The organism is Vibrio sp. 10N.261.52.C2 (assembly GCF_041471425.1).
Taxonomy (GTDB): Bacteria; Pseudomonadota; Gammaproteobacteria; order Enterobacterales; family Vibrionaceae; genus Vibrio; species Vibrio crassostreae_C.
In genome coordinates, this window is the sequence record NZ_JBFROH010000058.1 from 38,136 (window position 1) to 64,489 (window position 26,354).

A 26,354-nucleotide genomic window follows, 5' to 3' on the forward strand; every position below is an offset into this window, starting at 1 on the left:
CCGTTTTATCAAGGAATACACAAATGGAAGTTGGATTGTTCTGGGCTGAAAAAGGAATGTTAGTGCTTGGCGCACTGTTTGTTTTGGCGAGCATGATGCAGTACGGAAGACGCAGTAGCGATTGGAAAGGCGTGATTACGATGTTCTACAAGCGTATCCCAATGAACATCGCCGAATACAAATGGTATCGCCTGGGGATCGCGTTGTTGGTATTTGCTGTGATCATACGTTTCGCATTACTGATTTTATGGCCTTCATATCAGTTCTAGTTCTCTTGCATTAGCTTTGTTGGATAGCTCTCTATCATGGCTACATAAAGCCGTTCAATGAATGAGTCAGTCGAGCCTTAATAAACCCGCTTGTTAAGGCTGCTGTTAAATATAATAGTGCTATTACTCAACAGCAAGGATTGGCTATTACCTTTGTAGCATATTGTTTTTCATGAAGAATAATGCGAAATAATAGCTTACCCACCTGTTTCATCATTCTTACTAATAATCTGCACATAAATCCATTCACCCCGTACCTGATACCATAATGTTCTGTTACACTCGGTCGAATTAGCTTTAATTTGTCAGTGGTGCATTTATGTCGTTCCCAGTTCTTATATGTGATGATTCTGCGTTAGCAAGGAAGCAGATGGCTCGGTCACTGCCTAGTTCTCTAAATGCAGATATAACTTTTGCTGTTCATGGGCTTAATGCACTTGAAGAGCTCGCTAAAAACCAATTCAAATTGATGTTCCTCGACCTAACCATGCCGGAATTAGACGGCTATGGCACATTGGAAGAGATGCAACGTTTAGGCGATACCACGCCAGTTGTCGTTGTTTCTGGTGACATACAACCAAAAGCACAACAGAAGGTGCTGGATCTTGGCGCCAAAGCATTTTTGCAAAAGCCGATCGATAAAGAAGTGCTAAAAGCCATTTTACGTGAGCATGTCGAGCCGCCAAAACAACCTCAAATCATTACCCCAACCGCTTTAGAACTGCCAATACTTCGCAGACGCGATATCTATATGGAAGTCGCGAACGTAGCGATAGGCCGTGCCGCTGATGCACTGGCTCGTCACTTTAATGTGTTTGTTCACCTACCGCTGCCGAACGTTAACATCTTCGAAGTGAGTGAATTGCACATGGCACTTCGTGACCTAGCGGATAACGACCAAGTGTCGGGTGTTTGCCAAGGCTTTAGTGGAGAAGGCATTGCAGGTGAAGCGCTAGTTTTGTTGAGTGATTCCAGTGTGAGCGATCTTAAGAAGCTCATGAAGGTGCCAACAGAAAGCGAGCAGCTAGAAGAATTAGAGTTGTTGATGGATGTATCGAACATCTTAGTCGGCTCTTTCTTGAATGGGTTAGGGGAGCAATCAGAAGTTCGTTTCTTCCAGAGCTCTCCTGTGCTGCTAGGTCAACACATCTCGATTGATTCGGTGATTGAAAATACCAGCGGCTCATTTAAAAAGACCATGACGTTCGAAGTCAGCTACAACATCGACGGCACGTCCATCCGTTGTGACCTTCTATTTATGTTTGTTGATGAGTCTCTGCCTCTTCTAGATAACAAATTGGCCTACCTAATGGAGGAGTTTTAATATGTTGAATCTTCCTGCTGAATTTGAACAGTTCCACTGGATGGTCGACATGGTTCAAAACGTCGATATGGGGCTGGTGGTTATTAACCGTGATTTTCAGGTACAAGTCTGGAATGGTTTCATGACGCACCATAGTGGTAAGCAATCGCATGATGCGATCGGTAAGTCGATCTTTGAGTTATTCCCTGAAATTCCTGAAGAGTGGTTTAGGCTGAAAACCAAGCCAGTCTACGATCTAGGCTGCCGTAGCTTCATTACATGGCAACAAAGGCCTTATCTGTTTAAGTGCCGCAACGTGAGGCCAGTAACTCAGCAAGCCGACTTTATGTATCAGAACGTCACGCTTAACCCGATGCGTTCTCCAACGGGGCAAGTGACATCCTTGTTCTTGTCGATTCAAGATGCGACTGCTGAAGCTCTGATGTCTCAGAAAAAGGCTTGACGTACCTTAAGGTGAAAATTGAATCGCCTTATAAGAGCACTCTGAAAACCAAATAAAAATGGCCAAGGTTAATCCCCTTGGCCATTTTTGTATCTGATCCTGTAGTAATAAGTTCGAACTAAAGAAAGGCGTTCCGTGTTCGTTAACTTTAGTCGAGTTGTTGTTAGGCTCTATCAACAGCGGCTTGTATCCGCTGGGTTCTCATAAATAAGCGCATCTAACCTGCCATATTTTGTGGACTTTACCCCGCTCATCCAAGTTTCGAACGTGCTAATCGATCTTGCCTTTGTACTTTATAAATTTCAGGGCTAATGAAAGAGGGCTGAGATCGGCACTCGAAGCGAAAAAAGTCAGAAAAAAATGAAATTATTTAAGAAAAAACGCATTTTTTGATTCAAGAAAAGTGTGATTTTTATGTGATTAAAGGGCACTTTTTTCACAAATTTGCCTTATCGAAGATTTTTTCGCCGAATTTGCAAGGGAAACGTTTGCGCAATAAACCGACAGCGTTTGCGTGAATATGTTGTTAAGTTATTAATTAATATGAATTTAGTAGGAAATGACGGGCGGGAAGCTTTTACCAGATATGGAATCTTCGAGAGGATAGCACAAAAAAAAATGAAATATCAGACTTGCTGTTAGTAAATCACAGCCTATAATGCTGAAAACCGGAGCGTCTGCCAACGCTCCGGTTTTTTTGTGTCCGAAACTCAGTAAAGCGTCTGCCAACGCTTACCGAAAACGCACGACACGTAATATGATTACAGGACAAATTATCATGCGTATCGAACAAGAACTTAAGTTAGGTTTCAAAGATGTACTCTTCCGTCCGAAGCGTTCTACCCTTAAAAGCCGTTCTCAAGTTGAATTAACCCGCGATTTTACATTCAAGCATAGCGGTCGTCAATGGTCTGGTACTCCAGTAATTGCAGCGAACATGGATTCGGTAGCAAGCTTTGAAATGGCAGCGGCTCTAGCAGAGCACGGTGTTATGACTGCAGTACACAAGCACTACACAGTAGAGCAGTGGGCTGAGTTCGCAAAAACAGCAGACAAGAAAACGCTGAACAACGTATTTGTTTCAACAGGTACTTCTGAAGCTGAGTTTGAGAAAACTAAGCAAATCATGGCGCTTAGCGACGAATTCGTATTTATCTGTATTGATATCGCTAACGGCTACTCAGAGCACCTAGTTGAGTACGTACAAAAAGTACGTGCAGAATTCCCTAACAAAGTTATCTCTGCTGGTAACGTTGTAACAGGTGACATGGTTGAAGAGCTAATCCTAGCGGGCGCAGACATCGTTAAGGTTGGTATCGGCCCTGGTTCTGTTTGTACTACACGTGTTAAAACAGGCGTAGGTTACCCTCAACTTTCTGCAATCATCGAGTGTGGCGACGCAGCACACGGCCTTGGCGGCATGATCATCGGTGACGGTGGCTGTTCATGTGCGGGTGACGTATCTAAAGCGTTCGGCGGCGGTGCTGACTTCGTAATGCTAGGCGGCATGCTAGCAGGTCACTCTGAGTCAGGCGGTGAAGTAGTAGAGCAAGACGGTAAGCAATACATGAAATTTTATGGAATGTCGTCTCAGTCGGCTATGGACAAGCACTCTGGTGGTGTTGCTAAGTACCGTGCTGCGGAAGGTAAAACTGTTTTACTTCCATACCGTGGTTCTGTTCACAACACGATTTCTGACATCCTTGGTGGTGTACGTTCAACTTGTACATACGTAGGCGCAGCAAAGCTTAAAGAGCTAACTAAGCGTACGACTTTCATCCGTGTACAAGAGCAAGAGAACAACGTATTCGGTAAAGAGTAATCTGAACGAGTTCGAATAGTTTGAAGATCAAGAGCCGCTTTTTAGCGGCTCTTTTTTTTGTCTAGGGACAAAAGCTACGATTGTTGTGCTACTAGAGTTGCTGGAAATCGGTAGTATTGTTTGAACTCGGCTTTATGTTTGGCCAACCGGATAAGCCTTTTATTCGTTGCGTGCTGCCACTTGGTTTCAAGCTACCAGGTATCAAAGAAGGTGAAAGCCGATACCAACAACGCAAAGGCGTTTATCAGTTGGTCGACCAGAAAGGCAACTTTGAACGTAAGACAGACCAAGCTGACAAGCTTGAATGCCTAACTCAACAAATCAAAGAGCTAGAAAATCGAATCGCTGAAATTGATGGGAACCACACCGAAACCGTCAAAGGCAATAGAACCATAAAAGCTAAGAATATTACCGAAGACGCTGGCACCATCAAGTCCAATGGCGGAAAAGGCGTTTGCACTGGCACAGGCATTTGCCCCTTCATGGGAAAACCGCATGTCGATGTATCATCCACAGTTTATGCAGGGAAGTAACAATGGCAATAAGCAAAGTATCATTAAAGCAAAAGATAGAAACAGAATTGAAAGCCCAGGGCTTTGTGCTCGATGGTCAATTCGCAATGGCTGGCATGATGGCTGAAGCCATAGCAAATGCAGTAGTCGATGAAATAACTGCAAATGCGATGGTTGTTGTTGATAAGAGGTGTTCAGCTGGTAGTTATAAAGTTATTTGACAACTCGTGGTTGGAATGTGATTTGTTTAAAGTGAGGTATTTCAAAATACTTACCGCTTTGCTGTTTTACAACCCCTTCACTAACTAACCAGTATTGTTTTTTTTTGAATGTGTTAAAAGATAGCTTATCTCCCGCAGCCTTCAAATTTCCTTCTAATAGTAAATGTGAAAATAATATTGGAGAGATTTCATCAAGTCTAAATAAGCGCTCTTCATTAATAATGCATGTTGACTTTATTAAATCAATCTCTGTTTTAAGATTATGATAGTCATCTAGTTGACATTCCTTAGATAAAAGAATGGAGAGTGTTTTATAGATGACATCAGATTCAACTTTATAATGCGAGCAACCATAAGTGGCGTGTTTTATCGCTCTAAAAATATCGGTTTGAGGTCGAACAAATTCGTACCAACATGCAGATAACTGAGTCGTACAACCCTCTACGCTATTATGCCATTTGAAATTGATTTTCTTATTTTTTGGGATATTTGCAGTGAATAAATCGAAGAAGGTAATTCTCTGACAAAATTCATACAATGTATCAGATAGTTCGTTATGAGCTACTTGAGCTGCAGCTTTATGATGTGCAGATGTGATTTCATTCTGAAGTATGTATATACTATCATATGTGGTTCTAATACTTTTAAAAATCAAGCTATTATTCACATTTTCAGCTGATAGGGATGTGTTAATTTTATCTATGAGTCTTTGTGTAATATGCTCGTACTTTGTATAGGCAATTTCAGAGTGCTTATCTTCTTTGTCTTTACGATTGCTTTTTATATTTTGAAAAATTAAAAACGCTAATGTTAAAACCGTGCCGAGAGCAGCAAACACACTTGCACCAGCGTTTACTGTTTCTGATGATAGAAGATTATCTTGTGTTTTAATTAATTCGTTAGATGGTAAAACTAATTTATTTACGATGGTAATGGCAGCACCTGAGATAGGTAAAGATGGTTTAGCTAGAGCATCTGTAATATCCTTAGTAAGCATGCTAGGATTTACTTCTGGAAAACTTGAATCTTTTGTTGAGTTTGTTTTTATTCCAAGGAAAATAATAATCAAAATACCGACGATAAATATTGAGATAGATGAACGTTGAGAGTTATCATCTTTTTTTTGGTTTGATAAATATTGAAAGGTTGTTAGTAGCAAAGCCGCTAATGCAATAATTGCAGCGAACCACATAGCCCAATTTCCAAATTCAGTCGAATTGAATGAATAGATATTTCCGGATAATAATAAAGTAAGAATACTGAGAACTGCGATACTTATGGAACCACAAATCAGTGATATGGCCTTAGAGCTTCTATTCATGAGCTAGTTTTCTATGTTTTAGGATAGCAGATTTTAATTGTGTGTTTTGAATAAGTATTTCATCGGCTCTTACTCGTTCTTCGTGGTTTTTCAGTTGTTCACGCTTTAATTCCGATGATAAAAAATCTATTTGTTGTTGTTGAATTAGTATTTTATTTTGAGCATTGTTCAACAAAGTAGATACTTGCGTATCAAATTTTGTTTCGAGAGTTGAAATATTTATTTTTGACTTAGAGGTGCATGTACCTAACTGAAGCTTTAAATTTTGTATTTCTAGATCTTGTTTTTTAGCTTGGTGTTGTGTGTATGGTTTGATTATAAAGTACGCAATCATTACACTAAATAAAATCCCGATAAGGATAGTGCCGATAGCCAAGAAAGCTAATTCTTTAGTGGTATCAGTAGTAGAGTATCTGTCTGTGTTTTCCATGTTTTTCGCTCAATCAAAATTACATGCGCATTCTACACGATATGCAACGTTATTAAACGTTTGACACCGATCTTCTACATCGTTGACCTGTAACGGCACTGGCAAAATCCAGTGTCGGGATTGAGACCCCGCTTTATTCTTCCGGCGCATAGACGCCAGCATTTTGCTGGTTTTTTTATGTGCGGCTTCGGCACGCTGTTTCGTAAGTGCGGTAGTACTAACCTTGTTCAGTTCATCACCCGAAGATTAGTACCTTTGTGTGGTGATATAAAAATCACGTACGGAGGCCGTCATGCTAATCTTACAATCCTTTCTAAAGACATTCGCACACTCGATAATTTGTATTCTCTAAACGATCTGCACAAAGCGAGTGGTGGACACAATCGACATCGTCCAGGTATTTTTATTAAGAATCAGCAAACTCAAGAACTGGTAAATGAAATTGAGCAAAGCAGTAATTCCTGCTCAGAAATGTGTTTGAGAGGTGTGGCTAGTTACGAATATCGAACTTTTGTACCAAAATATCAACAACTTATGATTTTTTAACATAATTTCAACATAAAGAGCCGCTTTTTAGCGGCTCTTTATGTTTAATTCTAGCTATTACTCAGTAGAGCGTTAACTTTCAATTTTTCTACTTCGCATAATTCGAAGGAAACAGTGCTCGTTTCGCTTCTTCATCACGTTCGGTTTTAAATTGAACGTCTTTACCAGTTTCGCGAGCGCGAATTGCGGCAGGGCGGGCGTTGATTGCATCGAACCAGCGCTTTAAGTTCGGGTAAGGTGCTAGGCCTTCTTCACCAAGCACGAAAGGTGCTTTATCAATCCAACCCCATGCAGCAACATCGACAATGGTGTACTCATTTCCGACGAAAAACTCACGACCTTCCATGTGCTTTTCTAACACTTCGTAGTGACGTTGTGCTTCGCGTAGATAACGATTTACTGCGTAATCTAAGCCTGCTGGCGCAGCATGACGGAAGTGTACCGATTGACCAGAATAAGGGCCAAGGCCGCTCGCAATAAACATCATCCAAGAGAGCAGTTCAGCTCTGTCTTCTGGTTGTCCCCCAAGCTCGCCAGTCTTCTCTGATAGGTACAAAAGGATGGCATTAGAATCGAACACGCGTTGCCCATCGTCTTCAATGGCTGGTGTTTTACCGTTAGGGTTAATCAAACGATATTCCGGAGTGTGCTGCTCACCCTTTAAGGTATCAACAGGAAAGAGTTCAAAATCTAGACCTGTCTCTTCTAGAAACAGAGCGATCTTCATTGGGTTGGGTGTTTGGTGAAAATAGAACTTAAGCATGGGGTAACTCCTTGTATTGGTGATTCATTAAAGCACCGCTTGAACGATCGTTCAATAATTGATTTTGAATTATTTGAAAATCTGTTGATTCGTATTCCAAGTCTATGTGTTTAAAACTTCGTTATTTGAGTGAGGATTACCATCGAACAATTCGGTGTGTTGGATTTTAAGTTGTTGAAAAAATGAGCTTTAAGTTGCTGTTTGGCGTGTTGTTTTCTGCGGAGTTCGGGTTTGTGATGGGTGGTTTTCGGTGGAATAGGGCGTATTAAATCCGCAGTCAGATATTCCAACAAAAACGTTGAGCACTGGTTCAAACCAGAATTATCTGGATACACAGGCTTATTGGTAAGTTCAAAATCGTGATCTGTTGCCACACCTTATGCAACAAATGAATATTAACCTCGGAGATTCTGGTGTGGTTCACAGTTTTTTAATCTTAGGGACTTACATTGGTGAGCAAATCTGATGTGAACACTTAACGACACAGGATCTTTCCATGAAAAAGAACATTATCGCCTTAGCTCTTGGTGGCATGCTCGCTTTTGGCGCAACACCTTATTCTTTTGCTGCTAACGATGGCGCAGTACAGGCTTCAGCAGATTACGCGCAGTTGGTGACTAAGCGACAAGTTGTCGACCAACTACTTCTTGATGCGTTGCAGGCGTTTAAGTCTCCGGCAAGAATTTCACACGCGGGCTTCACGGCTAAAATGCCAAGCAACATGGAAATTGTGACTAACCGATTGTTAGAAGCGTACCAGCTAGAACCTTACCGTACTGACTTGTTGATCTCGGCAGCGAACGCTCAGATCTACAACAAGAATGCGGAGCGCGCTATTGAGTTGTTTGAACAAGCACTGACGGTTGCGCCAGACGATGTTGATCTTCACGCTTACCTTGCGGTTTGGCAGAGATTTGAAGGCAATGATAGTGAATCCAACAAGCACATGGAGAAACTGGAAAGCCTGAATAAGGGCAAAGCAGAAGACATCAAACGTATTTTTGCAACGGTCGACCGCGTGTTAGAAACACCGCTGAAAGAGTCTGCAGATAAGGGGCTGTTGAGCGACCACGGTGCCATAGTCACTTTGGGCTACGCACTTAACCCTGATGGTTCTATGCATCAAATCTTGATCGAACGTCTTGAGACAACGTTGGCGATGTCTAAAGCGAACCCAGATGCGATGATCGTGTTAACGGGTGGCGTGCCGAAGAACCATAAGACTGAAGGCAAGTTAATGGCGGATTGGCTTATCTCAAAAGGGGTAAGTAAAGATCGCATCATTGAAGAGAACTACGCGACCAGCACGGTAGGCAATGCCTTATTCAGTAGCTATGCGCTTGCTCGTCATGATATTAAGCACGCGACCATTATCAGCTCGGCAAGCCATGTTCGTCGTGGTCAAACTCTGTTTGAAATCGCGAGCTGGCAAACGGGTCCTCAAGGTATCACCTTCGATACGGTTTCTTATCCCGACAAGCCGCTAGAAGATCTTAAGAAAGCGAGTGATGGTGAGCTGTTAGGCATTTACCGTGACGCATTGAGAACTTATGGCATGTGGAGCTACCGTTCTTACCCGCTGGAATCTCGTTAAGCCTAAACATTGTTTTTGTTAGGGCAGAGTAAGTCTCGTAAGAGCAAAGCCTAAGTTGTTAGTACAATCGAGCACAGCTAGATGGTATGCTGTGCTCCTACTTAATTTAGTGTTTCAAAGGCAAAAAAATGAACCCGATTTTAGCAATGTTGAAAGAGAACAATATTAGCGACGAGCAGATCAGTGAGCTATTCAAAACGCTGACAGAGAACCCTCTTGCAGCAATGGCGACGATCAGCCAACTTGGTTTACCTCAAGACAAACTTCAAATGCTGATGGGTCAGGTAATGCAAAACCCTGCGCTAATCAAAGAAGCAGTTGAAGAGCTTGGCCTAGATTTTTCTAAGGTTGAAGCGGCTAAAGAGCAACTACAAAAATAAGAGAGTTTGAATGAGCTGATATCGTCTTAGCTTATTCACATTCAATGAAAAGGTCGTTTAAGTTCAGCAACAGGCTGTCTTAACGGCCTTTTTTGATCTTGGTGACGATTATTACCTTCGATCACGTTGCTTTCAGTCCCAGCCTCCCATTTTCTACTCAACAATTATTTGAACATAATTGACAGTACTCTTGCCATATCTGCATTGCTACTGACAAATTGCTTACTAGACTTAATTAATCTGTGTGCGACCTGATATGTGCACCTTGATGAACAGAGTTTTTGGATGAAGAAAGCCTTAAGTAATAGGGCTAACCGATTTTGGCCATAAGCGCGGTTTATCTATGAGCCACATTAAGGAAATGAATAAGAGGGCAACAAACTAAGCCCTTTATTGAGCAGTGATTTATAGGAAGCTAGTTATGAAGTATTTAAAGGAAACCGCTTTAGCGAGCCTTGTGCTGGCTGGGCTTGTTGGTTGTGGCGGTGATTCAGGTTCATCAAGCAGCACGACACCCATTACCTTAAGCGTGAGTGATGCGCCCATTGATGATGTTAAAGACGTCACCGTGACATTCAGTAAGGTCGCTTTACTTCCTCAAGGGGGAGGTTCGCCACTGATATATGATGTGTATAAAACGGACGAAAACGGTGATTACGTTGATGAAAATGGCGATCCATTGCCAGATGGTGAGGATCCGATTCCATTAAGTGTGAATTTGCTGGATTATCAAGGCAGCGATGCGCTTCCTTTGATTGAAAATGAGGTGGTGCCAGTAGGTAGCTATAAGTTGTGTGTGTTTGCCAATGATGGCGATCACCCGAAGCATCCATCTTATGTTGTAGATGATCAGAATGTGGAACAAAAGTTAACAGTGAAAGGTGAAGGCGCGTGCCCGCAAGGTGTGGGTAAAGAAGATAACGCTGGCGTACTTTACTTTAATAACTCATTTAATGTGAACCAACAAAGTAACGACTTTGTTGTCGAGTTCGATCTTCGACGTGGCCTAAAGAACAGTTCAAGTCTCCCTGATTACACCATTCAAAGAACATCTGTGAGCCTTATCAATACGGTTGAGACAGGAAATATTGAAGGCACTGTTGCTCTTTCTACTTATGACACTTGTAACGGTGGTGACAATACATTTGTTCAGTCGGTGTACTTGTATGAAGGTAATGTTGAACAAGCTAACATGGCTCCGATTGGCGGCAGTGATGAAGTGAAACCGATTACTTCAGCGTCAGTGGCAATGAATGAAGCACAGACTAACTATGAGTTCTCTCTGGGCTTCATTGATCCAGGTACTTACTCATTAGGTTATACCTGTACTGCGCAATATGACAGTGATGAAGAAAATGTTGATCCGGTTGCTGATGGGTTCGAAATATATGAAGCTCAAAATGGCGTGCAAGTAACCGTTGGTCAAGACAGCCAAGTGTCATTCTAACCTTAATGTAAATGACGATTTTTTATAAAAACGGCCTCTCATTTGGAGGCCGTGTTTGATTATGTCACGTAGCTAGCATGAATTTGATGAGCATTGAGTGTGACTCTAGGGAAGTGATAATGTAACGTTGTATCTCTTACTCTAACCTAGCGAAATATACTCCGGCGTTGCTCATGAAATCTAGCCTAAGCATTCGATCTTACACCAAGCAATTTAATACTCATGCCCATGATGGCTACCATCAACTCGTGCTGCCTATTCAAGGGAGTATTAGTATTGAAATGGTGGGATATGTCGGCAAGGTGGCCGTGGGCGAATGCGTGGTGATTCCGGTAACCACAGCGCATGCGTTTAAGGCGGATGAAGCAGCGCGGTTTATTGTCGCAGATATGGCAGAGTTACCGCAGCACTTGTTAGAGCATGAGCTCTCGGTGTTTACTATCACGCCACCCTTAATGAGCTTCTTGCTGTTTGTTGAAAAGCAGTTGGAATACCAAGTGGACAGTGGCATTGAATCATCCATCTTGGATGTGTTTTCACTGTTATTAGAGCAACAAAAAGTCAGCAAGAGCATCGACCCTCGTATTCGAGCGGTCCAAAGGCTCATTGCGGATAATTACGCCCAGCCTCTCTCTATTTCTCAGCTTGCAGAAACGGCTTGCTTGAGCCCCACTCAATTTAAGAAGCGCTTTAAAGAGTGCATTGGAATCAGTGCGCTTAAGTACATCACTCGCTATCGTATGGAGAAAGCTCAAGCCTTGCTTAGCCATACCGATTTACCCGTTCAATTGGTCGCAGAAAATGTGGGTTATAGTGACTTGTCTGCATTCAGTCGACGCTTCTCTCAGCACTTTGGCATGTCTCCAAGGGCGTTTTTGGGCTCGATGAAAGAGAGTCTTCCAAAACAAGAATAGCGTCCTTTTGGCAAACTCAACTTAGTATATGTTCACTATTATCTATTTCAGAAATGAAAATAGACTAGGTAATAGAAATGAATCTTGCCATCAATCGCGTTAACGAATTCCAAACGGGCACTTTAGCCATCGTGTTTGCTTCTGTTTTATGGGGCACGACAGGCACCGCCGCAAGCTTTGCGCCTGATCTCAGCCCATTAGCGATTGGTGCTTTTTCAATGGGCGTCGGCGGCTTAATGCAAGCAGTCTTGGCGTATCGAAAGATCTTATCTTCACTTGATAAGCTTTTGCTCAACAAAAAGTTGTTAGCGGCGAGTGCGCTGGCTTTGGCGATCTATCCTCTGGCTTTTTACTCTTCGATGAAGTTATCGGGTGTCGCAATGGGCACAGTGGTGTCGATAGCTACTGCTCCTTTCTTTTCTGCACTTTTAGAGTGTCTTATTAGCAAAAAGAATAATATCAACAAACGTTGGTTAACGAGCTTTGCCATTGGCGTGGTTGGTATTGGGCTACTGGTATTTTCAGAATCATCATCAGCGAATGATTCTGGTGACGATCTGAAGCTTTTGGGCATTGGATTAGGGTTGATTGCTGGGTTGTGTTACGCCATTTATTCATGGGCGACAAAAGCTCTGATAGACGAAGGCATTAAGTCGCAAGCAGCGATGGGCAGCATATTTGGGCTAGGAGCGATGTTGCTACTGCCAACGCTTTGGTTTACGGGGGATAACTTGTTCGCATCGAATACCAATATATTGGTGGTGAGTTACTTGGTGCTACTTCCTCAATGTTTAGGCTATATCGCTTTCAGTTTTGGGCTACGCCATGTCACAGCGAGTAGCGCCAACTTGATTACCTTACTTGAGCCAGTCGTTGCCGCCGTGTTGGCCGTGTGTATTGTGGGTGAGCTTATTCCATTGGTTGGATGGCTAGGTATGTTCTTGATAGTGATGTGTTTATTCATCCAATCTCAGCCAACTAAAAAGCCATTATAAGTATTTGTTAAAACGGGATTAATTGAATTAAATTCATGCGTGATTCTTATAATTGAATAAAATGAGTATCTCAGTTGCGAGAGTGCTGTTACTATCGTTATCAATAGTCGGGGGGCATATACCTTAGTTGGTGTTTGCTGAGATCGTTATTCGAGACCCGTTGAACCTGATTCAGTTAACACTGGCGTAGGGAACTATGATTACTTTGCCTACGTGGTTCAACAATGATCTCTCATTGCTTTCACCTCCACACTCTCTTTGCGGCCAAAGTTCGGTTCTCTTACGTCTTTTAGACAGTAGGAGCGACCATGACACAGCATTCCAATTCTCAAGTATCACCTAACAGCACTCAAACACCAGAAAACCAATCTTCTTCGATCAATACTCCGATTGTTTTGACCATTGCGGGTTCTGACAGTGGTGGTGGCGCGGGCATTCAAGCTGATATTAAAGCCATGTCTGCAACGGGTAGCTTCGCTTGTTCGGTAATTACCGCGATTACATCTCAGAACACCCAAGGCGTGTCCGCTATATTTCCAATCCCACTAGAGCATGTCGCTAGTCAGTTAGATGCAGTGTTTACCGATTTGAATATCGTGGCGGTAAAAGTCGGCATGTTGGCGGATTCGCAAATCATCAAAGTCGTCGCGGACAAAATCAAACAATACCAACCTAAACACCTAGTGATTGACCCTGTCATGGTGGCGACAAGTGGCGACCTTCTTTTAGAAAACTCGGCGATCACCACGCTAAAACAAGAACTGATTCCGCTCGCAGACATCATTACGCCTAACTTGCCGGAAGGCGCAGCACTAACGGGCAAAGCTGTGCCTGAAAGCGAAGCCGAAATGCAGGATATGATTGAAGACCTGCGTGCACTAGGTGCTAAAGCCGTTCTTCTCAAAGGCGGTCATTTAGAGAAGGATGAGAACAGTAACGACTTACTGATTCTGCCAACCACGTCTGCTTTGATTAGTGCGAAGCGTTTTCCTACCAAAAACACCCACGGTACGGGTTGTACGCTTTCATCTGCTATTGCTTCTTTCTTAGCGCAAGGCAACACGCTGTCAGAGGCTGTTGAGCTAGGCAAACAATACATTTCGCGCGCGATTGCTCATGCTGATGAGTTGCAAGTCGGCCAAGGTCATGGGCCCGTAAATCACTTCTTCGCTGGGCACGGGAATGTCCGTTAATACGGTGGGTGTTCAGCTCAGCAATGCCTCTTTACGTTATAACGACAGTGAGCACGCAACCTTATCGGGATTGTCGCTTAGCTTAAACGCAGGTAAGTGGACGGTATTGCTAGGTCGAAGTGGCTGCGGGAAAACCACGGTATTGCGTTATCTGGCAGGCTTGTTGGACGACAAGGTGGAGTGGCAGGGAACATTGACAACCTCTGATGAATTGCCTTTAACGGATCGCATCGCTTACATGGCGCAGCAAGATTTGTTACTGCCATGGCTATCGGTTATCGACAACGTGTGTTTGAGCCATCGCTTTCAAAATTCCGCAGATAAGCATAAAAATATCGAGCATAAAAATCAGGCGTTAGAGCTACTGATTTCTGTTGGTCTGGCTGATTACGCGGATGCTATGCCGGATCAATTGTCTGGTGGTATGCGTCAGCGTGTTGCTTTGGCTCGAACCTTAATGCAAGACAAGCCAGTCGTGCTGATGGATGAGCCTTTCTCTGCGCTGGATGCGGTAACGAGACACAAGCTGCAAAGTTTAGCGTGTGAACTGTTAAGGGGTAAAACCGTTGTGTTGATCACTCATGATCCACAAGAAGCGGTGCGTCTGGCGGATAACTTGTATGTGTTGCAAGGCACACCGGCGAACGCTCAGTCTTTATCTGTGCCTCTCACTGCCACACCAAGAGTGTTAGATGGTGAATGTGCTGAGTTACAACAAGCGATCTTAGATCAGTTGGAGCGTGATTATGCATGATCTAACGCGAAGCGAAACTGTGGCTCATTCAACTAACGCACAGACTACCACTGCACGCCCTCGTCAGATGAATCCTGTTGTTCGTTTGCTTATCAGCAGTGCTGTGATTCTCGGTTTATGGCAGTTAGTTGTGGTTGTCTTCGAGATGCCGAGCTTCATTTTGCCAGCGCCTGCAGAAGTCTTTTTAAAGCTGATTGAACGTTACGATGTGTTACTCAAACACACATGGGTGACTGCGCAAGAGGTCCTACTTGGCTTGTTACTCGGATTGTCTATGGGGCTATTTTTCGCTCTGCAGATGTTGATGTTTGATCCGTTAAAACGTTGGTTATTGCCTATCTTAATTGCCAGCCAAGCTATCCCTGTATTTGCGATCGCGCCAGTATTGATGCTGTGGCTTGGTTATGGCATCGCCTCAAAAGTGGTGATGGCGGCGATCATTATCTTCTTCCCAGTAACCACTTGTTGTTACGACGGTCTGCGCAATACACCGACAGGCTATCTCGATCTTGCCAAAACGATGGGTGCATCGAAATGGCAACTGCTCCGCCATATCCAACTTCCTGCTGCACTGCCAACCTTAGCGTCTGGCATTCGTGTAGCGGTGGTGATTGCGCCAATTGGTGCCGTAGTCGGGGAATGGGTTGGTTCGAGTGAAGGGTTAGGTTACCTAATGCTGCAGGCCAACGCGCGCATGATCATCGATGAGATGTTTGCTGCCTTGTTCATCTTGGCGGTGCTGTCTATCTCGCTCTACTTCGTTACAGATAAATTACTCAAAAAAGCTATCCCTTGGGAAAACCAATGATGGCTTCGCTCAACATAAGAATGATATTCAAAAGGAAAGGTTAACCGTGAAAAATACAAAATTGATAGGTGCAGTGGCACTGCTTGCTTCATTGGTTTCAGGTCATGCTCTAGCGGACTCTGAACAGAAGAAACTGACGCTGATGTTGGATTGGTTTGTGAACCCGAACCATGGTCCGATTGTGATCGCTCAAGAGCGTGGCTACTTTGCTGACCAAGGCTTAGACATTGAAATTCAAGAACCAGCAGACCCAAGCACACCTGCAAAACTGGTTGCTGCAGGTAAGGTTGATTTAGCGGTAACTTACCAACCAAGCTTAACCATGGATGTGGCAGCGGGTCTTCCTTTAGTTCGTGCATCAACCCTTATCGCGACGCCACTGAACACACTAATGGTACTGGATAACGGCAAGAACGATTCGCTAGCGGATCTGAAAGGCAAGAAGATCGGTATTGCGATTGCGGGTAACGAAGAAGCGACTATCGGCACTATGTTAGCGCAAGAAAATGTTGCATTTACAGATGTGCAAACCATCAATGTCGGTTGGGCACTTTCATCTTCATTGGCATCGGGCAAGGTAGACGCAATCTGGGGTGGCTTACGGAACTTCGAAACCAACCAGTTAGCACTTGAAGGTTTTAAAGCGAAAGCATTCTTCCCAGAAGAGCACGGCGTACCCGCTTACGACGAGCTTATCTTTGTTGCGAACGCAAAGAAACACGATGATGAAGCGATCAAAGCGTTCAACAAAGCATTGGAACAAGCAACGACTTACATTGTGAACCACCCCCAAGAGTCATGGAGTGAGTTTGTGGCGTATTCACCAGATACGTTGAATAACGAGCTTAACCAACGCGCATGGAACGACACATTGACTCGCTTTGCACTTCGCCCTTCTGCTGTAGATATGAAGCGTTACGACGATTACGCACAGTTCATGTTCGACAAAGGCATCATCAAATCACTACCAAAAGCCGCTGATTACGTACCGACTTTTGACTAAGGAATCTCATGAAATATCAAGACTTAATCCAAGCCTGTCAGCAAGATTGGCAAGACTACACCGAGCATGATTTTGTTAAAACGCTAGCAAACGGCACCCTCGCTCAGCCGTGTTTTCTGCATTATTTGAAGCAAGATTTTTTGTTTTTAAAGCAGTATGCCCGTGCTTATGCATTGGCAATTTACAAGGCTAAAACCTTGGCTGATATGCGTCGTGCACTGCCTAGTGTTCATGCTCTGTTAGATTCTGAAATTTCACACCACGTGACTTACTGTGGTCAGTGGGGTTTAACCGAATCGGATTTAGAAAACGAGCCTGAAGATTTCGGCACTGTTGCCTACACGCGCTACGTTCTAGATGCGGGTATGACGGGTGATCTTGTCGACTTATATGCGGCACTGGCTCCGTGTTCAATCGGTTATGCCGTGATTGGTAAAGCGCTGTTAGAAAGCAGTGATACTGTATTAGAAGGCAACTCGTACGCAAGCTGGCTGCAACTATACGGTGGTGAAGAGTTCCAGTCTGGTGTGGCAACGGGTGCAGAGTATTTCAATCAGCTACTGGCTGAAATTGATATTAACAGCGAGCGCGGTCAGAACATCGTTCATATCTTCAAAACGGCAACACGCATGGAAGTGGCTTTCTGGCAGCAAGGTCTAAATGCACTGAATGACTCAACAACGGCTTAAAGCAACTTTGACGAATAAGGATTACCCCATGCTAACTGAACAAATCATCCAATCGTTGCGCGCAGTACGAGAGCAAAAACCACTGGTTGTGAACATCACCAACTATGTAGTGATGAACAACACGGCCAATGCGTTATTAGCGATTGGCGCTTCGCCTATTATGGCGCACTCACAACAAGAACTGGCAGAGATGATGTCATTTTCTGGCGCTTTGGTGATCAACATCGGCACGCTCGACAGCGTTTGGACGCCAAGAATGTGTTTTGCGGTTGAACAAGCTAACGCGAACAACAAGGTTGTGGTGCTTGACCCAGTGGGTTGTGGCGCAAGTACTCTGCGTACCGAAACTTCTCGTGAAATCGCACGTTTAGCGGATAAGTTGATCATTCGTGGTAACGCGTCTGAGATTATCGCGTTAGCGGGCGAACAAGCGCAGAGCAAAGGCGTTGATGCGTTGGATAGCAGTGATGCTGCATTAGGCGCTGCGCAATGCTTAGTGGCTGAATACGGCGCGAATGTAGTTATTTCTGGTGAGACGGATTACGTTGTCACGAAAGACAGTGTTGTGACGTTAAACAATGGTCATCCAATGATGCCGTATGTGACAGGCATGGGCTGTACTTTAACAGCATTGACGGGCGCATTTGCTGCTATTGGTGATGACAGTGGTTTGGCGGCAGCAGCGGTATTAGGTGTGGTTGGTGAAATCGCAGCTGAAAACTCACGTGGCCCGGGTAGCCTGCAAATGAACTTGCTTGATGAGTTGTACCAGTTAGATGAAGAGACTCTGATTCAACGATTGAAGATTCAGTAGGGTTAACCGAACTCTAAGCCACAAGCCTAACTTAAATCTCTTTAGATAAAGAAAAGCCCCCGACACTTATGTGCTGGGGGCTTTTTATTATTGCTTTGGAACTGTGCCAGCTGTGTATAGACTGGCTGGCTAGGTTCTAAATCGATTCACTTGGCTCTCTAGGTGGTGAGCAACCTCAGTTAAGTCGCTGGCTGCACCTGAAATGCTGCTGACTGATTCTTGGTTACTTTGCGCGATGGTGTTTGCACCTTGCGCGTTCTCACCGAGTGATTTAGTGAGACGATCCTGCTCATCAACTGACACTGCGATTTGGCTGTTGGCTTGGTTCAGGTCTTGGATGTGTTGATTAATCACATGTAAATTCTGAGAAGCTTGCTGCGCCTGCGTTGAAGCGTCTGAAACCGTGCTGTGGCTCTCTTTGATAGACTCTAACGCATCTTTAGCGCCACGTTGTAGTGAGGTGATGAGCTCATCAATCTGGCTAGCAGAGTCTTGGGTACGTTTAGCGAGCGTTCTCACTTCATCGGCTACGACAGCAAACCCACGACCTTGTTCACCCGCACGAGCGGCTTCAATGGCAGCGTTCAATGCCAGTAGGTTGGTTTGCTCAGATACACCTTTAATTACTTCAAGAATGGCACCAATGTTCATCGACTCTTTGTGTAAGTCAGTCACTTTTTGGCTGCTGACCTGCATGCTTTCATCGGCGCTGCCAATTTCGTGCAGTGTTTTATCTACTTCTTTGAGTCCCATCGCCACATTCTCAGTTGCTTGGTTAGCAACTTGAGACGCGTGGTTAGCACTTGCAGCAATTTCAGATGTGCTGGAAGCCAATTGATCAACGGCAGAAGAGATATTGATCATTTCGCTGTTCAATTGTGTTGCGTTGGTCGAGCTGTTGTTTGTCACCTGATTGAGTGACTCCGACATCTCACCAATACGCACGCTAGAACGGTTCACTTGACCAACAATATCGCGCAGAGATTCAATGGTGATCTCCATATTAGTCAGCAGTTCGCCAATCTCATTTTTGCTCTCAATGTTCACTTCCACATTCAGGTTGCCCTGAGAAAGCTCGTTGGTGATCTGTTTAACCTGTGCAATGCCTTTGGTAATAGAACGAGTCACTAATACGGCGCTCGTCATACCAATAACTAAAGCCACACCCGTCAGCAATATGATGATTTGAATCGAACGCTTTTCACTGGCTTGCAGTACTGGCGTGAGCGCTTGTTTCTGTTGCTCGAGAATACTTTGAGCATCCGCGACTGCAATCGCTAAGCTGTCACCAATAGAGGCGAGGGTAGCGGTTCTTTGCGTGTTCTCAATCATCTGTTGATGAACTTGCTCAAAGCCTTTCGCGTACGCTTCCCGTTGGTTAGAGAAATCTTCAATCAATTCACTTTGATAAGGAGATGATTTAAGAGATTCAATATCGCCTTCTATACCTGGCAGAGCATATTCAAAAATGTCTTTACCAGCTTCATAGGTTTTGAGGTCGTTGTTGTTTGAGTAACTCAGCACTGTGATCTTGGCTGCGAGGAAGTTCTCCATCAACATGCCTGCGTATAAGCTCGCGTTTGGATCATTGTTATTGTAAGACTCATACAATAAGCTCTGAGCCGCTTTCAGTGCGTTGGTTTCTCGTGTGACCATCTCCACGTTCACTAACTGGTCAATGAGCAGTTGGCTCTGTTTCATTGATCCATAAGCCGCATCAAAAGCTGCAACGCTGTCTTGCACTAATTGCAGGCTCGACAAGCTATCAGTATTGGTGGTGGTTTGGATTAAGTTGTTCAGCAGTTCATCAATCGCAAGTTTGCTCGATTGATAATTCGCTTCGTATTGATCATCCAATGACTCTAAGTAACGTTCAGAAGCTAAACGCATCTGAAGAAAGTGCACTTGAATGTTGCCTGACAATGTCGCCTTGTGGCTGAGGTCACTGTACTGGCTAAAGCCGTTCGACAAGGTTTGAATACCTTTGTAACTCACAAGGCCTGAAATGACGAAAAAGAGCAAGCAGATGGCATAACCCAGCTTGATCTTGAGCGCTATAGAAAGGTGGCGCATAACTATCCCTATATTTACCTGATTCCTTCATAGGGGAGTATTTCATAAAACAGCATTCTGGGCATGCTAAAGCGAATAGTTTGTGTAATAAGTAACGCTTTTGTTAGAAAAATCGGGTTTTTCGACATGCTTTCAACGAGTTGCGTATTTGAATTCAACCGCCTAACTTAAGGAATTAAGTGCTAACTTCCATGCATAGGATGTGATTTGTCGGTAAAATGGCAGAAAACCAATTTTAGAAATCGACTTCAAAGGTACGCGATGAACCCTTATAAACTTTATCTGGTGACTGACGACCAACAAGATCTAGAAACGCTTAAATTCGTGGTTGAACAAGCGGTTGCTGGTGGCGTCACTATGGTTCAAGTAAGAGAAAAACATGGGGACGTAAGAGCCTTCATTGAACGAGCACAAGCGGTTAAGTCGATTCTGGCTGGCTCAGGTGTTCCGCTGATCATCAATGACCGAGTGGACGTAGCATTGGCTGTCGACGCCGATGGTTTGCATCTGGGTCAATCGGATATGCCTGCAGAGTTAGCACGTAAGCTGATTGGTTCAGACAAGATTCTTGGGTTATCAATTGAAACTGAACAGCAGCTACAACAAGCAGATAGTTTGCCGATCGATTACATTGGTCTCAGTGCGATTTTTGCCACACCGACTAAGACGAATCTAAAGAAACATTGGGGTTATGAAGGCATTCAAATGGCTTTGAAAACAACGAAATTGCCGATTGTTGGTATCGGTGGAATCAACGAATCGAACATTCCGCAGTTGGTTCAGACAGGTATTCACGGCCTGGCGTTGGTATCAGCGATATGTCACGCAGAAGACCCGAAACAAGCGACCCAAGATTTGTTGTTTTTGATGGGAGAGTGAGTTTGTGGTGGCTAGAAAACAAATGAGACTCGTCATTTGTTTTCTAGTTAGAGCGCATTAAAGCGCTCGATGCAGTAGCCAGTAAAATTTGTGGTCTAACTTACTGAATACACAGAGCAACCGTGCCGATGACCATAAGAACGATCGCAGCGTACCAACCGTATTGTGCTGTTTTATCAGCCACAAACACCTTAATGTAGTTGATCTCTTCATGCGCCATTGCGATGAAGTCCATGTAGTTAATCGATAACTCACGGCTAGCTTCTTTTAGGTCTTGTTGAAGCTTGTTGAAAGACTCATCGATGAAGCCCTTTGTTTCCGAAGCAGACGGAGTAGCAGTTAACGCTAAGCTATTCCAAACCGCCATACGCGATTCATATTCGCTTTCACTGACACAATTAAGTACGCGTAAATCATACTCTCGTTTGTTACGCTCTTTACCCATTTTCTCAGGGCAAATATTTCTTAAAACGTTCACGACAAATTTTCCAAAAGGTTCATTTAGATATAAAAAAGCACTCAAAGAGCGCTCATAAATTGGGTGCGAATTAATATTCAAAAAGTGATCTATTTGAAACCGATATAAGCAACGGCAAGGCTGAGCGCTTATCTGGGAGATTTGAAGTTGGGTCAGTGGTGTTAAAGAGCGATTTGGGCCTGTCTATATTCGTTTGAAAAGACAAACCCGTTGGGATCGCATAGTAGTTATGTCACTTTGGGACATCAACTAGGGTGTTTTATCCACACGACAAAGATATTTATCGGCAAGATAAGCAGAAATGAGGTAGCGGTGGTGTGTTCCATGCCGATATTGAATCTCTGAATTGACGATGTTTTGAAAATAGAGATGTTTTGTAAACAGGGGAGGCTAGTTGGCTTGCCATTGATTGTACTGCAGTGAGTGCCCCTTAAGCTGCTCAATAAGGCTGGTGAGAACTGGGCCGTTGATGTGGCTGCGAGACACCAAACATCCCACTGGAGTAATCCAACCACCATGCTCGTGCGAAACAGGCAACGCCACAAGGTCGCCTTTTTGAATGCCTTCCATCACCATCATCTCGGGCACATTAGCCCAACCCACGTTCTGTTCAACGAGATCAACAATGGTCTTGTGGTTGTTGGCGTACCAAAGCATCGAGCTAATACCGTAGGTGAACCACAGTTCGCGTTGTTTTGAGCTGCGATGCACACATTGGCGATAGCGCTTTAGGTCTGAGTCTTGTACAACGGACATGCGACTCAGTTCGTGAGTGGCAGAGCTAACAGTTAGGAAACGCGCTTGGCCCAGCAAAAAGAAATCCATATCGACCTTCAGTTCGCCATCCGCGTAGATGATGCCAATCTGTGCTTTTCCTCGTCTTACTAGGTCTTCAACATCAAAGGTTGAGGTGGTAATGATATCGAAGTGTGTGATTGGAAATTGATCGGCGAGTGAGCTGATTATCTTAATGAAGCTCTTATCTATGATGCTTTCATCAACCGCAATGATCAGTTCGTGCTCATCTTCTTGGGTCAGCGATTCTACTTTTTGATCGAAGTACTTTTGCTGGTCAAGAATGGACTTAGCCACAGGCAATAACGCTTTACCTTTGCTGGTTAAAACGGGGATGTTTTTCTCTCGGTTAAACAGCTCTTGGTCAATGGCAATTTCGAGGTTGGCTATCGATTGGCTTACCCCAGACTGAGCTCGTTTCAGTTTGCGAGCGGCGGCAGAGAAAGAGCCACTTTCACACACCGTGACGAAGACTTTTAGTTGCTCAAAACTGTACATGTTATCTCTCGCTCAATACAAAATGGGGTACTTATACTTAAGCTATCACTAAACGTGATGGCTGTTAACTTTCTCTTATTGTTTTCGGTGACATAATTTCGGTAAGTCCACCATGTTATAAATTGCTATAGGAATGTATGAGTACGTTAGAGAGAGTTTTCCACTCGGTGTTGTTTGAAGTATTGGCCGTCACACTGTCAATTATAGGTTTAGCGATATTTACTGATCACGATGTGAATGCCTTATCAGGAACCATGATAGTTGTTGCGACTATCGCGATGATTTGGAACTACTGTTTTAACCGTATTTTTGATCGTTATTTCACGGGTGAAAAATCAAAGCGGACGCTCAAATTACGTGTTTTTCATGTCGTGCTATTTGAGGCTGGCTTGTTGATCGCGACGATCCCTGTGATGGCATACTTACTTAACGTGGGGTTATGGCAAGCATTTTTAATGGATATCGGCGTGACCATTTTTATTACCATTTACGCGTTTGTGTTTAATCTGATTTATGATCATATACGAGCATTCTGGGTACGCAGAGGGGAGCTAGCCGTTCAGTAATCTACCAAGTCAGTAAACACGAGCTTGGCCACTAACCGTTTGTTTATTCGTTATTTTGACGGAGATATTCGGTTAGTAGGCCTAGGTAACCCATCGTTTGTTCTGCTATCTTAAATAAGGTGATAATTTGAGTGCTTGAAAGAACAGATTAAGAGGAAAGGATGCCAGATACCTCTCAGATAATGACAGTGGTAGATAAGAAGGAAGTCGAGCTGTTCGCGGAACTGTTCAAACATATTGATGGTGAAATCTACACCTTACTACGCAGTGCCCAAATCCCTAATGATATTCTCACCAGTAATGACCATTACGATTATCTCCCTGAGACAACGGTTAAGAACGTGGTCAAGATTATGGGGGAATCTGCGTCGAGAGAAGAGTTTTCGCTGTTTATGTGGAGTTTTTGCAAGCAAACCTATGTACCAAGGTTTGTGGCTAAGCTAAGTCAGCAGGATTCATTGAAAAGCGCGCTAGACCAATTTGGTGAGCAGCTGAAGCTCGTATCCAATGGTGCGAATGTCTATACCAAGCAATCAGGAGGCAAGTGGTGGTTGGTTCGCGAGAAGCCGTTTACTAACGCGCCTTGGTTTAAGTTCGCTGAGCTGTTCTCTGTCATTTTCATCAACGAGCTACTTTTAGTATTAACGCAAGGGCGTTGGAAGCCGTCTGAGGTTGGCATTCAGAATGGCGATCTCGAATGCTTTCAATCTCTACCACAAATGGGCAGTGCTCAGTTTTATACGCATAGGCCGGTCACTGCCTTTGAGATCCCTGAAGATATCATGCTTGCACCGATTGTTTTACCCAAAATTGCTCAAGTACCAGATCTCACTAAGCCTTTACCTAGCTCATTCTTGAGCGCTTTTAAGCTTGTTATTAAACCTTATCTCACGATGGGGAAACTCCCAATTAGCTTAGCTTCTGAGATTCTGAATATTCATGTCAGAACGATCCAGCGTCGGTTGGAAAGTGAAGGGGTGGTCTACAAAACCTTGATTGAAGAGATGGTTCTTGAGCAGGTTTTAAAATTGCTTAAGCAGTCCGATTTATCGATCACACAAGTAGGCGCGAAGATGGGCTATTCCGATTCTTCCCACTTTACCCGAGCCTTTAAACGACAGATGAACATGACGCCAAGACAGTACCGAAAAGAGCACAGCTAAAACCAGTAAGTAAAAACAGGAGCCTGCACGCAGAATTATTTATTGTCACCAAATGGCCATTTATCAACCTTGAATACTGGCAATATCACTACTAAGTTATTGAATGTGGATGAGTTGTTTTTTTTAGCGAGTTTCGCGACCAATAAAAACATCTTTGAAACCTCATGACACTCATTAGTAGTTACGGAATCGTTATGGGAAGTGGACGCCACTAACAAACGGAATCAAGGTGTAAAAATGAAAAATGCAGGCTTAAAGCTCTCTGTTGTTGCTCTTTCGTGTTCATTTGCTCTTTCTGCAAATGCAGCATCAACGCTATTTACTAACGTCGATGTGTTCAATGGTACTGAAAACAAATTGTACGAAGACCATCATGTATTAGTCGAAGACAATCTTATCAAACAAATCTCTGCGAGCCCGATAGAGGCTGGTGACGCTGTAGTGATTGACGGCGAAGGCAAAACGTTAATGCCAGGTTTAATCGAAGGCCACGGACACTTATTGCTTAACGGCGGTAACCTAAGCGACCACGAAAACAACCGAACGATCGAAGAGTTAGCCGCGCGAGCGACAGTCAACGCGAACGCCGCGTTTCAATCGGGTTTCACCACGTGGCGTGATGCTGGTGGCTTGAATACTGGCTTACGTAAGACTATCGATTCAGGCATGTTGCCGGGCCCACGACTTTACACATCAGGCGCATTTATTGGCCCGACGGGTTCGCATGCCGATTTCAGTAACCTAACCACGGCTAACCAACACTTCTTTGGTTCATCGACCAGTATGGCGCGAAATAGCGTCAGCTTTAATGCCGACGGTATTACCGAAATCAAAGCGGCTGCTCGCCAAAACTTCAAGCAAGGCAATACGCAAATTAAGATCATGTCATCAGGTGGTGTGGCATCATCATTTGACCCTTGGCAGCTGAATGCGATGTCTGCGGAAGAAATTGAAGCCGCCGTTGAAATTGCTGATGCGTATGGCTCTTACGTGATGTCTCACGCTTACAGCAAAAAAGCGATCATGCGTAACTTGGATGCGGGTGTTAAAACGATCGAGCACGGTTTCATGTTCGATGGCGATATCGCCGACAAGATGGAAGATAAAGACGCCTACATCACAACTAACATGACCGCGTTTTCACCTTACCTGACACAGATCGAAGCGATTAACTCGAACCCAGCCTCTAAGCGTAAAGCGGAGTCGGCAACCAAAGCATTCAAAGACTACATCTCGAATGTAAACAAGTACCAACCGAAATGGGGTTTCCACACAGACTGTGTCGGTGACGTGGTTTCTTGTATCAAACAAACCGACCACACGATCTTCCTTGCAGGTAAAGAGTTAGGCAACTTCTTCACTTTGAAAGGGATGACATCGGTAAACGGTGAGATCGTTAAGTTATCTGGCGTGATGGACCCATACCCAGAGGGTAAGTTAGGCGTGATTGAAGCGGGCGCATACGCCGATATCATTATTGTTGAAGGCAACCCACTTGAAGACTTGTCAGTGATTGGGGCAAACGAAAAATGGTTTGATGCAGAGCCGCGCAGCCCTGAAATCGATACCATCAAAGTCATCATGAAAGACGGCAAAGTCTACAAAAACACGCTGTAACTCAGTTCGACAACTCAGTTAAAAATTAAGCTTTAATGGGTGAC

The 26,354-nt window shown here is 44.0% G+C and carries 25 protein-coding genes, 3 pseudogenes and 1 riboswitch; of the genes and pseudogenes, 22 read left to right on the forward strand and 6 right to left on the reverse strand.

What is annotated here, in order from left to right:
• Positions 1-23: 23 nt before the first annotated feature.
• From AB4307_RS19310 to AB4307_RS19335, 6 genes and pseudogenes are all read left to right on the forward strand, one after another.
• On the forward strand, positions 24-269 hold the full coding sequence (locus AB4307_RS19310; protein WP_372133045.1) for a hypothetical protein: 246 nt from the start codon (positions 24-26) through the stop codon (positions 267-269).
• Between the two features lie 319 nt (positions 270-588).
• Positions 589-1,593, forward strand: a complete 1,005-nt coding sequence (locus tag AB4307_RS19315; protein ID WP_372133048.1) for a response regulator — start codon at positions 589-591, stop codon at positions 1,591-1,593.
• 1 nt (position 1,594) lies between these two features.
• Positions 1,595-2,035: a PAS domain-containing protein gene (locus AB4307_RS19320; protein WP_017062430.1), complete on the forward strand. Its 441-nt coding sequence runs from the start codon at positions 1,595-1,597 to the stop codon at positions 2,033-2,035.
• Positions 2,036-2,813: 778 nt separating this feature from the next.
• Complete coding sequence (locus AB4307_RS19325) at positions 2,814-3,857, forward strand: GMP reductase (RefSeq protein WP_372133085.1); 1,044 nt, start codon at positions 2,814-2,816, stop codon at positions 3,855-3,857.
• Between the two features lie 116 nt (positions 3,858-3,973).
• Positions 3,974-4,390: pseudogene (locus tag AB4307_RS19330) on the forward strand (hypothetical protein); the annotation flags it as partial.
• A gap of 2 nt (positions 4,391-4,392) precedes the next feature.
• Positions 4,393-4,590, forward strand: a complete 198-nt coding sequence (locus AB4307_RS19335; protein WP_372133051.1) for a hypothetical protein — start codon at positions 4,393-4,395, stop codon at positions 4,588-4,590.
• Here the strand turns inward: AB4307_RS19335 and AB4307_RS19340 are convergent.
• Together AB4307_RS19340 and AB4307_RS19345 are read right to left on the reverse strand one after the other, a co-directional pair.
• Positions 4,583-5,782 carry a hypothetical protein gene (locus AB4307_RS19340; protein WP_372074275.1) on the reverse strand — a complete coding sequence of 400 codons (1,200 nt, stop codon included), beginning with the start codon at positions 5,780-5,782 and terminating at the stop codon, positions 4,583-4,585. The two genes, AB4307_RS19335 and AB4307_RS19340, sit on opposite strands and share 8 nt — an antisense overlap.
• A 121-nt stretch (positions 5,783-5,903) precedes the next feature.
• Entirely contained in the window at positions 5,904-6,341 is a 438-nt protein-coding gene (locus tag AB4307_RS19345; protein WP_372074277.1) for a hypothetical protein, read from the reverse strand.
• Positions 6,342-6,518: 177 nt separating this feature from the next.
• Between AB4307_RS19345 and AB4307_RS19350 the strand changes: the two are divergent.
• A pseudogene (locus tag AB4307_RS19350) lies at positions 6,519-6,806 on the forward strand (KilA-N domain-containing protein); the annotation flags it as partial.
• Positions 6,807-6,975: 169 nt separating this feature from the next.
• Here the strand turns inward: AB4307_RS19350 and AB4307_RS19355 are convergent.
• Positions 6,976-7,650 (reverse strand): glutathione S-transferase family protein, encoded by a 675-nt coding sequence (locus tag AB4307_RS19355; protein WP_372133054.1) that lies wholly within the window; start codon positions 7,648-7,650, stop codon positions 6,976-6,978.
• A gap of 496 nt (positions 7,651-8,146) precedes the next feature.
• Between AB4307_RS19355 and AB4307_RS19360 the strand changes: the two genes are divergently transcribed.
• The 11 genes and pseudogenes from AB4307_RS19360 (at position 8,147) to thiM (ending at position 18,241) form a co-directional block, all read left to right on the forward strand.
• The gene (locus tag AB4307_RS19360; RefSeq protein ID WP_132981824.1) at positions 8,147-9,244 is read left to right on the forward strand and encodes a YdcF family protein; all 1,098 of its coding nucleotides are present in this window, start codon (positions 8,147-8,149) and stop codon (positions 9,242-9,244) included.
• A gap of 128 nt (positions 9,245-9,372) precedes the next feature.
• On the forward strand, positions 9,373-9,624 hold the full coding sequence (locus tag AB4307_RS19365) for a DUF2999 family protein (protein ID WP_004731647.1): 252 nt from the start codon (positions 9,373-9,375) through the stop codon (positions 9,622-9,624).
• A 421-nt stretch (positions 9,625-10,045) separates the two neighbouring features.
• Positions 10,046-11,071: a DUF4382 domain-containing protein gene (locus AB4307_RS19370; protein WP_372133057.1), complete on the forward strand. Its 1,026-nt coding sequence runs from the start codon at positions 10,046-10,048 to the stop codon at positions 11,069-11,071.
• A 173-nt stretch (positions 11,072-11,244) separates the two neighbouring features.
• Complete coding sequence (locus tag AB4307_RS19375) at positions 11,245-11,985, forward strand: helix-turn-helix domain-containing protein (RefSeq protein WP_017061918.1); 741 nt, start codon at positions 11,245-11,247, stop codon at positions 11,983-11,985.
• Positions 11,986-12,062: 77 nt separating this feature from the next.
• Complete coding sequence (locus tag AB4307_RS19380; protein ID WP_017061917.1) at positions 12,063-12,980, forward strand: DMT family transporter; 918 nt, start codon at positions 12,063-12,065, stop codon at positions 12,978-12,980.
• 98 nt (positions 12,981-13,078) lie between these two features.
• Positions 13,079-13,190, forward strand: a riboswitch (TPP riboswitch).
• A gap of 98 nt (positions 13,191-13,288) precedes the next feature.
• On the forward strand, positions 13,289-14,173 hold the full coding sequence (gene thiD, locus AB4307_RS19385) for a bifunctional hydroxymethylpyrimidine kinase/phosphomethylpyrimidine kinase (protein WP_017064402.1): 885 nt from the start codon (positions 13,289-13,291) through the stop codon (positions 14,171-14,173).
• Positions 14,163-14,927 (forward strand): ABC transporter ATP-binding protein, encoded by a 765-nt coding sequence (locus tag AB4307_RS19390; RefSeq protein ID WP_372133060.1) that lies wholly within the window; start codon positions 14,163-14,165, stop codon positions 14,925-14,927. Before thiD ends, AB4307_RS19390 begins: the two co-directional genes overlap by 11 nt.
• Before the next feature lie 73 nt (positions 14,928-15,000).
• Positions 15,001-15,735 (forward strand): annotated as a pseudogene (locus tag AB4307_RS19395) (ABC transporter permease); the annotation flags it as partial.
• Between the two features lie 46 nt (positions 15,736-15,781).
• Entirely contained in the window at positions 15,782-16,738 is a 957-nt protein-coding gene (locus AB4307_RS19400) for an ABC transporter substrate-binding protein (RefSeq protein ID WP_108203193.1), read from the forward strand.
• Positions 16,739-16,746: 8 nt separating this feature from the next.
• Positions 16,747-17,427 (forward strand): thiaminase II, encoded by a 681-nt coding sequence (gene tenA / locus AB4307_RS19405; RefSeq protein ID WP_372133063.1) that lies wholly within the window; start codon positions 16,747-16,749, stop codon positions 17,425-17,427.
• A gap of 28 nt (positions 17,428-17,455) precedes the next feature.
• Entirely contained in the window at positions 17,456-18,241 is a 786-nt protein-coding gene (gene thiM / locus AB4307_RS19410) for a hydroxyethylthiazole kinase (RefSeq protein ID WP_136982617.1), read from the forward strand.
• Between the two features lie 129 nt (positions 18,242-18,370).
• Here thiM and AB4307_RS19415 read toward each other — a convergent pair whose 3' ends face one another.
• Positions 18,371-20,314 carry a methyl-accepting chemotaxis protein gene (locus AB4307_RS19415; RefSeq protein WP_102333923.1) on the reverse strand — a complete coding sequence of 648 codons (1,944 nt, stop codon included), beginning with the start codon at positions 20,312-20,314 and terminating at the stop codon, positions 18,371-18,373.
• 261 nt (positions 20,315-20,575) lie between these two features.
• On the opposite strand from AB4307_RS19415, the gene thiE reads away from it, so the two are divergent.
• The gene (thiE, locus tag AB4307_RS19420) at positions 20,576-21,193 is read left to right on the forward strand and encodes a thiamine phosphate synthase (protein WP_017061909.1); all 618 of its coding nucleotides are present in this window, start codon (positions 20,576-20,578) and stop codon (positions 21,191-21,193) included.
• A gap of 100 nt (positions 21,194-21,293) precedes the next feature.
• On the opposite strand, the gene AB4307_RS19425 is transcribed toward thiE, so the two are convergent.
• Both AB4307_RS19425 and AB4307_RS19430 read right to left on the reverse strand, forming a co-directional pair.
• Entirely contained in the window at positions 21,294-21,638 is a 345-nt protein-coding gene (locus AB4307_RS19425) for a thiamine-phosphate diphosphorylase (RefSeq protein WP_372133088.1), read from the reverse strand.
• 423 nt (positions 21,639-22,061) lie between these two features.
• On the reverse strand, positions 22,062-22,964 hold the full coding sequence (locus AB4307_RS19430) for a LysR family transcriptional regulator (protein WP_372113161.1): 903 nt from the start codon (positions 22,962-22,964) through the stop codon (positions 22,062-22,064).
• A 137-nt stretch (positions 22,965-23,101) separates the two neighbouring features.
• Here AB4307_RS19430 and AB4307_RS19435 point away from each other — a divergent pair, with 137 nt between their 5' ends.
• From AB4307_RS19435 to AB4307_RS19445, 3 genes are all read left to right on the forward strand, one after another.
• Positions 23,102-23,530 carry a PACE efflux transporter gene (locus AB4307_RS19435; protein ID WP_372133066.1) on the forward strand — a complete coding sequence of 143 codons (429 nt, stop codon included), beginning with the start codon at positions 23,102-23,104 and terminating at the stop codon, positions 23,528-23,530.
• A 182-nt stretch (positions 23,531-23,712) separates the two neighbouring features.
• The gene (locus tag AB4307_RS19440; protein WP_372133090.1) at positions 23,713-24,693 is read left to right on the forward strand and encodes a helix-turn-helix domain-containing protein; all 981 of its coding nucleotides are present in this window, start codon (positions 23,713-23,715) and stop codon (positions 24,691-24,693) included.
• A gap of 237 nt (positions 24,694-24,930) precedes the next feature.
• On the forward strand, positions 24,931-26,310 hold the full coding sequence (locus AB4307_RS19445; protein WP_050619673.1) for a metal-dependent hydrolase family protein: 1,380 nt from the start codon (positions 24,931-24,933) through the stop codon (positions 26,308-26,310).
• Positions 26,311-26,354 lie beyond the last annotated feature (44 nt).